Origin of the sequence: Bhargavaea massiliensis (assembly GCF_018390575.1) — a bacterium.
In the GTDB taxonomy this organism is placed as follows: Bacteria; Bacillota; Bacilli; order Bacillales_A; family Planococcaceae; genus Bhargavaea; species Bhargavaea massiliensis.
Genome location: NZ_JAHBCJ010000001.1, coordinates 206,780 through 218,323, shown reverse-complemented (window position 1 = coordinate 218,323; position 11,544 = coordinate 206,780). Strand labels below are relative to the sequence as shown.

Below are 11,544 nucleotides of genomic sequence, written 5' to 3'. Positions count from 1 at the left end.
TGCTCCTGTGCCTTTTCTCGTGATCAAACGGGACGGCCCGAAAGGTGGAATATGCGGATGCTATCCAATCTGTTCAAGAAAAAAGGCAAGGAAGAAAAGGTGCTGGCACCGGTATCGGGCCAATTGATGCCAATCGACCAAGTGCCGGATCCGGTCTTTAGCGGCAAAATGATGGGAGAAGGAATTGCTGTCATGCCTGATTCGGGGCGTGTCGTTGCGCCGGTGGACGGGACGGTCGTGCTGGTCGCAGACACGGGCCATGCGATCGGCATACGCTCTGCACAAGGGACCGAATACCTGATTCATATCGGACTTGATACGGTGGCCCTGGAGGGTGAAGGATTCAATGTTCTCGTACGCCAGGAAGACAAAGTCACTGCGGGGCAGCCGCTAATCGAGGCGGACTGGACGTATCTCGGAGAAAGCGCCAAAAGCACGGTCACGCCGATTGTCGTGACGAACGGGGAAGGAAAGACGGTCCGGCCGGAAGCCGAAGGCACCTGCACGGCTGGGGAAACTGTGATCATGACGGTCACAACCGGCTGAACCGCTTCCCGACTGGAGGAGGGGTCCGATGAAAATCAGCAAAATCCTCAATAACAACGCGGTCATCGTCCGTGACGGGGACCGGGAAAAGGTCGTGGTCGGAGCGGGCGTCGCCTTCGGCAAAAAGCGCAACGATCCCGTTCCGGCAGACAAGATCGAAAAGGTGTTTGTCATGACGGAAAACGAGCAGCTCAGCCAGCTGCTCGGCAGGATTCCGGAGGAACATTTCACGGTGTCGGAAGCGATCATCTCGCGCGCGGAGAAAGCGCTCGGAACCAAGCTCAATGAGCACATCCACCTCGTTCTGACCGATCATCTGTCGTTCGCCATCGAGCGGACAAAGGACGGCATCCATGTCCACAACAAGCTGCTCGGGGAGATCCGGCTCCTGTACCCGAAAGAGTACGGCATCGGGCTATGGGGAATCGGCCACATCCGCGATACGCTCGGCGTGGAGATGCCTGTCGACGAGGCGGGATTTATCGCGCTTCATCTCCATACGATGAAGCCGCACGGCAGCAACCTGAACGACACGATCCGCCAGGCGACCATCGTCCGCGACATGCTGCGCTCGATCCGCGGCTGCCTGCAGCAGGAGATCGAGGAAGACGACATCTCGTACCAGCGGCTTGTGACCCATCTTCAGCACTCCGTCGCGAACCTTGGCCGGTATGATGCACACACCCTGGACAGGGAAATGGCCGAGCTGATCCGCACCCGCTATGCGGAATCGTACCAGTGCGCGAAAGTGATGGCGGCCGAAAGCAGGCGGCTCCACGAGGTCGAAATACCGGAACCGGAATTGGCATATATTGCATTGCACATCGAAAGGCTCAGGAATCCAAGCAATCAGGGGACATGACGAAAGGGGGAAATTTCACATGAAAAAGTATTTGCAGAGGCTGGGGGGCTCCCTCATGCTTCCGGTCGCGGTCCTTCCGGCTGCGGCCATCCTGATGGGGATCGGCTACTGGATTGACCCGTCCGGCTGGGGGTCCGGAAACGTCTTTGCGGCGTTCCTGATCACAGCGGGGGACTCAATCCTGAAAAACATCCCGATCCTGTTCGCGGTGGGGGCTGCCATCGGGCTTTCCAGGGAAAAGGACGGAGCGGCGGCACTGAGCGGCTTGGTCGCCTACCTCGTGGTCACAACCATGCTGTCGACCAATTCCGTCTCTCTCTTGACACAGACTGACCCGGAAAACGTGGATATGGCATTTGGCCAGATCCAAAACGCATTTATCGGTATTCTTTCAGGAATCATCGCATCTGTCATGTACAACCGGTTCAGCCAGGTGAAGCTGCCGGACTTCCTGGCGTTCTTTAGCGGCAAGCGGCTCGTTCCGATTATGTCCGCTGTCGCCATGCTCGTCGCATCGGCCGTCCTGTTCTTTGTCTGGCCAATCGTCTACGGAGCGCTCGTGGCGTTCGGCCAGTCGATTCTCGACCTCGGGGCGGCGGGCGCCGGAATCTACGGATTCTTTAACCGTCTGCTGATCCCGACAGGGCTCCACCACGCGCTCAACGCCGTGTTCTGGTTTGACACGGTCGGCATCAACGACATCGGCAACTTCTGGAGCAGCACCGGAGAACAGGGCATCACGGGCCGCTATCAGGCCGGCTTCTTCCCGATCATGATGTTCGGACTGCCGGCAGCGGCGCTCGCAATGTACCATACCGCAAAGACAAAACGTCGCAAGCAGGCCGCCTCGCTCATGCTGGCAGCCGGATTCGCCTCGTTCTTCACAGGCGTTACCGAGCCGCTTGAGTTCTCGTTCATGTTCCTCGCGCCTGCACTGTACGTCGTGCACGCGGCACTCACGGGGCTGTCGCTCTTTATCGCGGCCACGTTCCAGTGGACGGCGGGCTTCGGATTCAGCGCCGGGCTGATCGACTTTGTGCTCAGCCTGCGCATCCCGATTGCCAACATGCCGCTCATGCTCCTTGTGCAGGGCTTGTTCTTCGCGCTCATCTACTACTTCCTGTTCCGCTTCCTCATCCGGAAGTTCGACCTGAAGACACCTGGGCGTGAAGACGATGAAGTCGTCGAAGAAGCGGAAACGGCAACAGGCGACGACAAGTTCAAGTCGATGGCCGCGAAAATCTACGACGGTCTTGGCGGCAAAGACAACGTCCGCAGTATCGACAACTGTGCAACAAGGCTGCGGGTTGAAGTGGCTGACATGGACAAAGTCGACCAGAAGAAAATCAAATCCACCGGCGTCCCGGGTATTAATGTCGTCGGCAAGCACAATATCCAAGTCATCGTCGGCACGAGCGTCCAGTTCGTTGCTGATGAAGTCAAAAAACTGCACAAAAAATAATCTTAAAACGGACTAACGGAGGCGTTTCCAGATGCAAAAGACATTCAAAATCACAGCACCCGAAGGGCTTCACGCCCGTCCCGCCACACAGCTTGTTTCGGCGGTCAACTCGTTGGACGCCGACATCCAGCTGATCCACGGCAGCAAGTCGGCCAACCTGAAGTCCATCATGGGCGTCATGGCACAGGCGGTCCCGCACGGCGCGGTCGTCACCGTCACCGCGGAAGGCGCCGACGCCGAACTGGCGATCGAGAAAGTGACGGAGGTTTTCATCTCCCAGTCGCTCGGGGAAGAAACGGAATAAAGAGTTGAGCGCTGCAGCAACTGTTGCGGCGCTTTTTCTATGGTCAGCCGAAATCCCAATTGTGCGATCCTGACTGTAAAATTTACTTGGCATAAAGGTGGTTCATCGGGCAATGGAGAAGTGGGTCAAAGCAGTCATCGCAGTTTCTTTGCTGGTTCTGGCAATAAACAGCTTTTTTATCGTGGGTTATCTAAAGAACATCACAGAGCTGATCGCGGGATTACTGAATGTGGTCTGAGGGTCAGTAACTCTTGAAACAGGGGGAGATATCATGTGGATCCAACAGCCGTTTGATGAATTTCTGGGCTATACATACAACCGCCTGTCTGACGGGGAAGTCGAGGTCGGGCTTGAAGTGAAGGACCTGTACGTCAACAGTGCCGGCGTTATCCATGGGGGCATCATTTCGTCGCTTGCCGATGTGGCGATGTCGAACCTGATTCCGGCTGATGAAAACGGCGTCCAGCAGATGGTGACAGTTGATTTGAACGTATCGTTCCTGAGGGCGGCAAGGGGGCAGTCGCTCCGGGCGGTCGCACGTCTTGAAAAGGATGGCCGTACGCTCGTCCATGCGATCTGTACGGTCTATGACGAACAGGAGCGCCCCGTCGCCTCGGCCAAGGGGATTTTCTGCAGGATATGAGGGAAAAGAAGTTGTGAGGTGATGGCATGCCCACATTCAAGAACGGGGACATTTCTCTTTATTATGAGGAGCAGGGAAGCGGGGAACCGCTGATTTTGCTGCACGGTCTCACGATGAACCATCTCCACTTCAGCGTGGACATGGCCCGGCTCCGACGGCACTTCCGTGTGATCGCCATGGATGCGCGCGGCCACGGCAAGTCGGACAAGCCGGAGACCTACACGATCGATGACCATATCGGCGATGTGCTCGCGCTCATGGACCATCTCGGGCTTGATAAGACTGATCTGCTCGGGGTGTCGATGGGCAGCTATATTGCGCAGGGGGTTGCAATCCGGGCACCGGAGCGGGTGGAGCGGCTGATCCTGGTGTCGACAAAATCTCACGGGACCACGTCTTCCTCACAGGCGCTTTTCGAGCGCCATGCGGAAGAACTGGAAGGAATGGACTTCCAGGAAAAGATGAATGCCGCGTCCAAGTACATGTTCCGCAATCTGCTGGAAGTGGCAGATATCATGCAGAATGAGGATTTGAACGTTCGGCTTACGAAAAAGCAGCAAAAAGCGGCGAACGAGGCGCTGAATGGGTTTGACTTCAGGCCGGAACTCGGCAAGGTCCGGGCAAAGACGCTCGTGATTGCCGGCAGCCACGACGGGCTCAATCCGCCTGAGGCCGGCCGTGAGACGGCGGCGCTCATACCGGATTCCGTGTTCATGGAATTCCGCGAATCCGGCCATCTGCCGAACATCGAGGAGCCCCGGCTGTTTTATTCCGTCGTGAAGGAGTTTCTTGACGATGACGGGGGCGGTTCGTTCCCGGGCTGGTGACTCGCGGGAGTGAGTTTGAAGAAAGCAGTCCTGAGTTTGAAGATTACATCCCCGAGTTTGAAGATTATGCCCCCGAGTTTGAAGAAAACACTCCTGAGTTTGAAGATTACAACCGGTCCGCACGATAAAAGACGTTTCGAAGCCCCGCCGGCTCCGGAACGTCTTTTTGCTGTCGGTTTCGAAAAACCGGGCCGTTCAGGTATGATGATGGAAAACGGCACGGGGAGCGAGAAGGATGGAAATCGAGAAAGACGCACTGATCATCGATGAACTGGTCGAACTGCTGGAAAGCGGGGACATCCGGCCGGGCGGGAAGCTCCCGTCAGAAAACACATTGGCCGAGCAATACAAGGTACCCCGTTATACCGTCAGGAATGCACTGAACCATCTGGAGGAGCGGGGGCTGATTGAATCTGTTCAAGGAAAAGGGCGATTTCTCAAACCAGGTCCTGCACGGGTCCGCATTCCGCTCAGCGGCAAGACGAGCTTTACGGAGAAGATGAAGGAACTTGGCCATTCGTTGGAGACGTCTGTTGTCTCATGCGAACCCAGTGACAACGGGGAAGCGGTACGGGTACTCGCTGCCGCACCCGGTGATACCGTCTGGCGGATCGGCCGGCTGCGTGTGGTGGACGGGGAACCGATCGCGATCCATTACTCCCATGTGCTCGAGTCCCGGTTTCCCGAAATCGGCGCTGACGGGCCGGGCATCCGGTCGATGTTCGAGTACTACCGGGAACGGGGCTATGGGGATTTCGGGAGCGGCAAGGCCCTTTTGAGCGTGGTGTTTCCGTCTTCCCGGGAACAGGAGCTGCTCCGCTGCAGCCGACTCGTCCCTCTTCTCGCCCTCGAGAGCAGTTGCCTGGACGGGCATTCCGGAGACACGCTCGAATTCACGCGGATCCTGTACCGGAGCGATACCTTCAAATACGATATTTCCGGCACACAGGAGTAGGAAAGGAGAGCAGAGTGATGTCCGAACACGGAACGAGAAGGGTCCTATTGGATCTAGCCGTCTCACTTGACGGATTCATCGAAGGAAAAGACGGTGAAACCGACTGGTGCATCATGGGGCCCGACATGAAGTTCGATGAATTCCTCAACGGGATCGATACGATCCTCTACGGAAGGAAAAGCTATGACATATGGGGAAAGTATGTCCCGGAAGAAGGGGCATCTGAAGAAGAGACCGACTTCTGGGAGCGGATCAACAGCAAGGAAAAGATCGTCTTCTCAAGAACGAAGGACGGCGATGATGCGGTTTACATCCGGGATGACATCCCCGGTGCGGTCGCCCGTCTGAAGGCGCAGCCGGGCAGGGACCTCTGGCTGTACGGCGGAGCGGGGCTGATTTCCACCTTTGTCAACGGTGGGCTGATTGACGAGTTCAGGCTTTCGGTCCATCCCGTTGTACTTGGCGATGGCAAGCCGCTGTTCACGGACGTCAGGGAGCGGCTGAACCTGAAACTGGCCGGAACCCGTTCGTTTTCATCGGGCGTGGTCCAGCTGATCTATCATCGGAATTAATACGAACATGCAAGACGGATTTCCGGATAACCGGAGGTCCGTCTTTTTGGAGCTTAGGAAATGATAAGACTTCACTCTGTGGAAGACGATTATTCCTATGTCGGCCACGTTGAGCTCCAGCGCCCAGCAACTAGCAAACTTCACCCTCCTCCACTGCGATAAGTCAACATCGGCTCGTACCTCGCCGTGTTTCCTTTATCTCATTACGAAGGGCTCCTGTTTGTACGTTGCTAAGCGGGCGCTTGCGCTTTTGATCTTTACATTTCTTAACACAGCCTTAACCCGCGCTAAGTTGTCGCCAAGTTAGGATGGAGTCAGTCAGAGGAGGGAGAGTCAAAATGAAGCGGAGACGCATGACTGAAATCCTGATTGAAGGGAACCCGGAGCTGGCCGAGCGGCTTGCATCTGAAATCAGGCATCACTATCCCGTACGGGAACTGGCCGCCCCCCGGCAGGGCCTCACGATGATCAAGATGAGGGAGACCGCCAAACAGTCGCTGTTTTATCTGGGCGAAGTGCTGGTGACGGAAGCGAAGGTCGAGATCGGCGACCACATCGGCGTCGGCATCGTTGCAGGCGTCCGGGAAAAGCTGGCCGGAGACCTGGCGGTGATCGACGCGGCCTGCCGCGCGGGGCTTTCCGAGACGGCCGGATGGACCGCGATGCTGGAGGCGGAGGAGATCCGCCTGGAAGACAGGAAGCGCAGGGAACTGGCCGCTCTGGAAAAGACAAAAGTCCAATTCGACACGATGGAAGGGTGAAGGGAGATCGCTATGCAACTCGATTCAGTGCATGACATCCAGAAAGTTTACCGTGAACTGCTGCAGTGCATGGCCAGGCCCGGGAAGATCGCGGACATCCGGGAATCGGCGGCAAAGGCAGACTTTGTCCGGGAATGCCATCCGGCGACGTTCCTCGTAATCCAGACGGTGCTTGACGCGGAAGTCACGTTCCATGTGCTCGGGGACCGTACCGATGCCATCCGACGCAAAATCTCGGATTACACGTTTGCCGTGCACACTTCTGTTGAGGAAGCGGACTATATCATTGCGCCCAAATGCACAAGTGAACCGGAACTGCTTGACGCCATGCGCGCCTGCAAGGCCGGCACGCTCGAGAATCCCCACCAGTCGGCCACGTGGCTCATCGAGTCCGAAGAACTGGAAGGGACGGCGGAATTGAAGTTGTCAGGTCCCGGCATCAAGGATGAAGCGGACGTTCCCATTGCCCTGAGTGAAGCGCTGGTCAGCACACGGAACATGAAAACGCAGGAGTTCCCGACGGGCATCGACCTCATCTTCACGGACGGCGACGGGCGCATTTCCTGCATTCCGCGCACGACGGCCATCTCGGCGAAGGAGGAATCGGCATGGGTTATGTAGCGGTCAAAGGCGGCACGGAGGCGATTGAAGCTTCCATCGACCGTCTGAAATACGAACGTCTCAAGGGCGGCGATCAGGTGGAAGTGTCCGCCATCCTGTCCTCGATGAGGCTGCTCATCGACCAGGTCATGTCCGAGGCGAGCCTCTACTCTCCGGAACTGGCGGCGCTCGCCATCAAGCAGGCGGAAGGCAGCATGGAGGAAGCGGTGTTTCTCCTTCGTGCGCACCGCTCGACTTTGCCGCGGCTGTATTACAGCGAGACGGTGGAGCCGGAGCGGATGGCGGTGGAGCGCCGGATCTCGGCAAGCTTCAAGGACATCCCCGGCGGGCAGCTGCTCGGCGCAACCCATGACTACACGCACCGGCTGATCGACTTTTCCCTTCTCGAAGAAAAGGAAGCAGAGCGGAAACAGTGGCTGGAACAATATGAGGCGGAACTGTCCGCCCTGGAAGATGCTGCAGGCGACGGCACATATCCGAAAGTGGTGGAGTACCTGAGGAACGAAGGGCTGTTCGAGACATTCGAGCCGGACAACACCGAGCCGGATGACGTCACGAAGAACGTGTTCCAGTTCCCTGCATCACGCAGCGAGCGCCTGCAGATCCTCACACGCGGGCAGACCGGCGCGGTGACGGCACTCGGCTATGCGTCGCTCAGGGGCTACGGCCAGGTCCACCCGACGGTCGGCGAAGTCCGCGTGGGCAATCTTCCGATTACGGTCCCGGCGCACGGCGGCGAGGACGGGGACGATTCGTACTACATCGGGTCGGTCCGTGCGACTGAAGTGGAGTCGTTTGTTCCGATGCCCATAAAAGGGCCGGACGGCAAGCAGGAGCTCCGGTTCGAGATCGGATACGGCATCTGCTACGGGCAGAACGAGACGAAGGCGATCGCCATGAGCATCCTCGACCAATGCCTGGAGCACCCTGGAAGCGATGCCCCGTCGCATGACGAGGAGTTTGTCCTGCTCCACGTGGACACGGTGGAATCGACCGGATTCATCTCGCACCTGAAGATGCCGCACTATGTCACATTCCAGTCCAAGCTGGACAGCGTGCGGAACACGAGGAAAGGAAGGGACGGACATGAAAGCTGAACCGCAATTCGCCTTCCTGGATGAAGGCTCGAAAAAAGAGATCCGCAGGGCGACGCTGAAGGCGGTCGCCATCCCGGGCTACCAGGTGCCGTTCGCCTCGCGGGAAATGCCGATGGCGCGCGGCTGGGGGACGGGTGGCCTGCAGCTTACCTGCTCGCTCGTCGGCAAAGACGATGTGCTGAAAGTGATCGACCAGGGGGCCGATGAATCGGTCAACGCCGTCAGCATCAAGAAGCTGGTACAGGCGACCACAGGCATCCCGGTCACCGAACGGACGGAAGAAGCGACGCTCATCCAGTCCCGCCACCGGATCCCCGAGGTCCCGCTCACCAAGGATCAGGTCCTTGTCCTGCAGGTGCCGATGCCGGAACCGCTCCGCCAGTATGAGAAAAAAGAATCCGTCACAAGGCGGCTCCATGCCGAGAGCGAATACAGCGGCGCGTGGCTCATGCTGTTCGAGCAGATCATGAAATACGGGCGCACGACAACCGGCGCCGATCATCCGGTCCTCGTCAACGGCCGTTACGTCATGGCGCCGAGCCCGATTCCCCGGTTCGATAACCCGAAAATGGACCATTCCGAGGCGCTGATCCTGCTCGGGGCCGGCAGGGAAAAGAAAATCTACGCCGTCCCGCCGTACACCGATATCCGCTCCCTCGCCTTTGAGGACCACCCGTTCGAGGGAGAAGACTTTTCAGGGAAGTCCTGCCGATTCTGCGGCGCGACCGGTGTTTTCCTGGATGAACTCCACATCGAAGCGTCCGGCGTGACGGAGTATCAGTGCAACGACACGAGCCACTGCGCGGACCGGTTGGAGCGCCAGGGCGAAAAAGAGGTGCAGCATGCAACGATTTGAAGAGCGTCCCCTTCTGAAAGTGGAGAACCTGACCAAGCAGTACGGCCCGGGCTGCGGTGAATGCAGCCAGCCCGGAAGGCCGGGACTCATCAAGAACTACTGCCCGTCCTGCGGCACGGTCTACGCCTGCAGTGACGTCTCGCTCGACGTGTACCCGGGGGAGATTCTCGGGATCGTGGGCGAAAGCGGAAGCGGGAAGTCGACCCTGATGCAGTGCCTGTATTTTGACCAGGACGTCACAGCCGGCACGCTGACAATCGACGACCCGGAACTGGCCGGGGAGAACCTGTTCGACGTGTCTTCCCAGCGAAAGCGGTACATCCGCAACCACAAATACGGCATGGTCTACCAGAACCCGGTCAGGGGCCTCCGGATGGACTTTTCCGCCATCAGCAACATCGCGGAAAAACAGATCGCCGCGGGCGGACGTCATGTTGGGAACATGCAATCCGCCGGGGAGCGCCTCCTTGACGTTGTGAGCATCCCGCTATTCCGGATGAAGGAAGAGCCGCGGAACTTCTCCGGCGGCATGCAGCAGCGCGTCCAGATCGCCAAGGCCCTGTCGAACGATCCGCCGATCCTGTTCCTCGACGAGGTGACGACAGGCCTTGACCTGTCGGTACAGGCGGCCGTCATCGACCTGATCAAACAGATCCGGCGCGACCTCGGCATCTCGATGATTGTCGTGTCCCACGACCTGGCCGTCATCCGGATGCTTGCCGACCGGACACTCGTCATGCTGAACGGCCGGGTGATCGAATCCGGCCTGACCGACCAGATCCTTGAAGACCCCAATCACGCATATACCCAGCAGCTGGTTTACTCGCTGCTGTAGGGAGGACGAAGAGTATGCACATTCTGCATAACGGAAAGATCATTCTGGAAGACCGGATTCTTGAGGGAATGGCCGTGCTCGTCGATGGAGACCGGATCGCGGACATCGTTCCGGAGGAGGAAATCGTGCACTGGCCGGATGCGGAGCGACTCGATGCAAACGGCGGCTACATCACGCCGGGCTTCGTTGACATCCATTCCGACTACATCGAGACGATTGCTTCTCCCCGTCCGACAAGCATGATGGACTTTAACATGGCCCTGCGGGAAGCCGAGAAGATTCTCATCAACCACGGGATTACGACGATGTTCCATTCCCTGTCTTTCTACAAGGAAGACATGTTCAGCCATAAGCCGATCCGGCAGCCGGAGAACGTCCAGCGCCTTGTCGATGCGATCAGTTCGCTTCGGGACGGGCTCCACCTGATCCGCCACCGGCTCCACGCCCGGTTCGAAGTCGACAACATCGGAGAAGTGGACACGCTGATGCAAAACATCCAAGACGGGAAGGTGCACCTCCTGTCGTTCATGGACCACACGCCGGGGCAGGGCCAGTACCGGGACCTCGAGGTGTACCGGAACACCCTGAAGGGTTACCGGGACATCTCGGACGATGAAGTGGGTGTCCTGATCGCCGAACGCACGAGCCGCGAACAGATGACGATCGAGCGTATCCAGGAAGTCGCCGAAATCGCAATTGCCAGGGGCATCGCGATTGCCTCCCACGATGACGACCATGAGAAGAAGCTGGAGCTGGTCCGTTCGTACGGCACGACCATCAGTGAGTTCCCGATCACATTGGATGTCGCCAAAAAAGCGAATGAACTGGGGATGGCCACGATCGTCGGTGCGCCGAACGTGCTGATGGGCGGCTCGCATTCGGGCAATTTGTCGGCCGCGGAAGCGATCCGGGAAGGCTGCGCGGACATTCTGTGCAGCGACTACTATCCGGCGGCGCTCCTGCATTCGATCTTCAAGCTCCACGACGAGTGCGGCCTGCCTCTCCACGAAGGGTTCGCCAAGGTGACGATCCGACCGGCACAGGCCGTCAACATGGAACAGGAAATCGGTTCGGTCTGCCCGGGGAAAAAAGCGGATCTGCTCATCATCGAGCGGATGGACGACGGCTACCCGATGCTGAGCGCAACGATGGTCAACGGCGTGGTCGTCACCCGGACGAATTACCGGAAAAGCTGAGAGGAGG

At 58.2% G+C, this 11,544-nt stretch carries 15 protein-coding genes; all 15 read left to right on the top strand.

The annotated features are described in order from the left end of the window. Positions 1-57: 57 nt before the first annotated feature. The 15 genes from KHA84_RS01170 (at position 58) to phnM (ending at position 11,537) form a co-directional block, all read left to right on the top strand. Complete coding sequence (locus KHA84_RS01170) at positions 58-546, top strand: PTS sugar transporter subunit IIA (RefSeq protein ID WP_213421468.1); 489 nt, start codon at positions 58-60, stop codon at positions 544-546. A gap of 28 nt (positions 547-574) precedes the next feature. Further along, on the top strand, positions 575-1,408 hold the full coding sequence (locus tag KHA84_RS01165) for a PRD domain-containing protein (protein ID WP_213421465.1): 834 nt from the start codon (positions 575-577) through the stop codon (positions 1,406-1,408). A gap of 19 nt (positions 1,409-1,427) precedes the next feature. Next, positions 1,428-2,870: an N-acetylglucosamine-specific PTS transporter subunit IIBC gene (gene nagE, locus KHA84_RS01160; protein ID WP_213421463.1), complete on the top strand. Its 1,443-nt coding sequence runs from the start codon at positions 1,428-1,430 to the stop codon at positions 2,868-2,870. A gap of 31 nt (positions 2,871-2,901) precedes the next feature. Then, on the top strand, positions 2,902-3,174 hold the full coding sequence (locus KHA84_RS01155; RefSeq protein WP_213421461.1) for an HPr family phosphocarrier protein: 273 nt from the start codon (positions 2,902-2,904) through the stop codon (positions 3,172-3,174). 112 nt (positions 3,175-3,286) lie between these two features. Further along, positions 3,287-3,412: a hypothetical protein gene (locus KHA84_RS15460; protein ID WP_272875228.1), complete on the top strand. Its 126-nt coding sequence runs from the start codon at positions 3,287-3,289 to the stop codon at positions 3,410-3,412. Positions 3,413-3,445: 33 nt separating this feature from the next. Further along, positions 3,446-3,817, top strand: coding sequence for a PaaI family thioesterase (locus tag KHA84_RS01150; protein ID WP_236823043.1), 372 nt, complete (start codon positions 3,446-3,448; stop codon positions 3,815-3,817). A 26-nt stretch (positions 3,818-3,843) separates the two neighbouring features. Then, positions 3,844-4,644 (top strand): alpha/beta fold hydrolase, encoded by an 801-nt coding sequence (locus KHA84_RS01145; RefSeq protein WP_213421459.1) that lies wholly within the window; start codon positions 3,844-3,846, stop codon positions 4,642-4,644. 235 nt (positions 4,645-4,879) lie between these two features. Then, the gene (locus KHA84_RS01140) at positions 4,880-5,599 is read left to right on the top strand and encodes a GntR family transcriptional regulator (RefSeq protein WP_213421457.1); all 720 of its coding nucleotides are present in this window, start codon (positions 4,880-4,882) and stop codon (positions 5,597-5,599) included. 17 nt (positions 5,600-5,616) lie between these two features. Then, complete coding sequence (locus KHA84_RS01135) at positions 5,617-6,171, top strand: dihydrofolate reductase family protein (RefSeq protein WP_213421456.1); 555 nt, start codon at positions 5,617-5,619, stop codon at positions 6,169-6,171. Between the two features lie 338 nt (positions 6,172-6,509). Beyond that, positions 6,510-6,932 carry a phosphonate C-P lyase system protein PhnG gene (gene phnG / locus KHA84_RS01130; protein WP_213421454.1) on the top strand — a complete coding sequence of 141 codons (423 nt, stop codon included), beginning with the start codon at positions 6,510-6,512 and terminating at the stop codon, positions 6,930-6,932. A gap of 12 nt (positions 6,933-6,944) precedes the next feature. Beyond that, positions 6,945-7,553, top strand: a complete 609-nt coding sequence (phnH, locus tag KHA84_RS01125) for a phosphonate C-P lyase system protein PhnH (protein WP_213421452.1) — start codon at positions 6,945-6,947, stop codon at positions 7,551-7,553. Further along, entirely contained in the window at positions 7,541-8,650 is a 1,110-nt protein-coding gene (locus tag KHA84_RS01120; protein ID WP_213421450.1) for a carbon-phosphorus lyase complex subunit PhnI, read from the top strand. Before phnH ends, KHA84_RS01120 begins: the two co-directional genes overlap by 13 nt. Next, positions 8,640-9,506: an alpha-D-ribose 1-methylphosphonate 5-phosphate C-P-lyase PhnJ gene (locus KHA84_RS01115; protein WP_213421448.1), complete on the top strand. Its 867-nt coding sequence runs from the start codon at positions 8,640-8,642 to the stop codon at positions 9,504-9,506. Before KHA84_RS01120 ends, KHA84_RS01115 begins: the two co-directional genes overlap by 11 nt. Then, entirely contained in the window at positions 9,493-10,341 is an 849-nt protein-coding gene (locus tag KHA84_RS01110; RefSeq protein WP_213421446.1) for an ATP-binding cassette domain-containing protein, read from the top strand. Before KHA84_RS01115 ends, KHA84_RS01110 begins: the two co-directional genes overlap by 14 nt. 14 nt (positions 10,342-10,355) lie before the next feature. Further along, the gene (gene phnM, locus KHA84_RS01105) at positions 10,356-11,537 is read left to right on the top strand and encodes a phosphonate metabolism protein PhnM (protein ID WP_213421438.1); all 1,182 of its coding nucleotides are present in this window, start codon (positions 10,356-10,358) and stop codon (positions 11,535-11,537) included. Positions 11,538-11,544: the final 7 nt, after the last annotated feature.

Excerpts from the sequence above, each read along its gene's own strand:
- KHA84_RS01155 (WP_213421461.1), top strand. The coding sequence starts at position 2,902 with ATGCAAAAGACATTCAAAATCACAGCACCCGAAGGGCTTCACGCCCGT.
- KHA84_RS01170 (WP_213421468.1), top strand. The coding sequence starts at position 58 with ATGCTATCCAATCTGTTCAAGAAAAAAGGCAAGGAAGAAAAGGTGCTG.
- nagE (WP_213421463.1), top strand. The coding sequence starts at position 1,428 with ATGAAAAAGTATTTGCAGAGGCTGGGGGGCTCCCTCATGCTTCCGGTC.
- KHA84_RS01115 (WP_213421448.1), top strand. The coding sequence starts at position 8,640 with ATGAAAGCTGAACCGCAATTCGCCTTCCTGGATGAAGGCTCGAAAAAA.
- phnM (WP_213421438.1), top strand. The coding sequence starts at position 10,356 with ATGCACATTCTGCATAACGGAAAGATCATTCTGGAAGACCGGATTCTT.
- KHA84_RS01135 (WP_213421456.1), top strand. The coding sequence starts at position 5,617 with ATGTCCGAACACGGAACGAGAAGGGTCCTATTGGATCTAGCCGTCTCA.
- KHA84_RS15460 (WP_272875228.1), top strand. The coding sequence starts at position 3,287 with ATGGAGAAGTGGGTCAAAGCAGTCATCGCAGTTTCTTTGCTGGTTCTG.
- phnH (WP_213421452.1), top strand. The coding sequence starts at position 6,945 with ATGCAACTCGATTCAGTGCATGACATCCAGAAAGTTTACCGTGAACTG.
- KHA84_RS01145 (WP_213421459.1), top strand. The coding sequence starts at position 3,844 with ATGCCCACATTCAAGAACGGGGACATTTCTCTTTATTATGAGGAGCAG.
- KHA84_RS01140 (WP_213421457.1), top strand. The coding sequence starts at position 4,880 with ATGGAAATCGAGAAAGACGCACTGATCATCGATGAACTGGTCGAACTG.
- phnG (WP_213421454.1), top strand. The coding sequence starts at position 6,510 with ATGAAGCGGAGACGCATGACTGAAATCCTGATTGAAGGGAACCCGGAG.
- KHA84_RS01150 (WP_236823043.1), top strand. The coding sequence starts at position 3,446 with ATGTGGATCCAACAGCCGTTTGATGAATTTCTGGGCTATACATACAAC.
- KHA84_RS01110 (WP_213421446.1), top strand. The coding sequence starts at position 9,493 with ATGCAACGATTTGAAGAGCGTCCCCTTCTGAAAGTGGAGAACCTGACC.
- KHA84_RS01120 (WP_213421450.1), top strand. The coding sequence starts at position 7,541 with ATGGGTTATGTAGCGGTCAAAGGCGGCACGGAGGCGATTGAAGCTTCC.
- KHA84_RS01165 (WP_213421465.1), top strand. The coding sequence starts at position 575 with ATGAAAATCAGCAAAATCCTCAATAACAACGCGGTCATCGTCCGTGAC.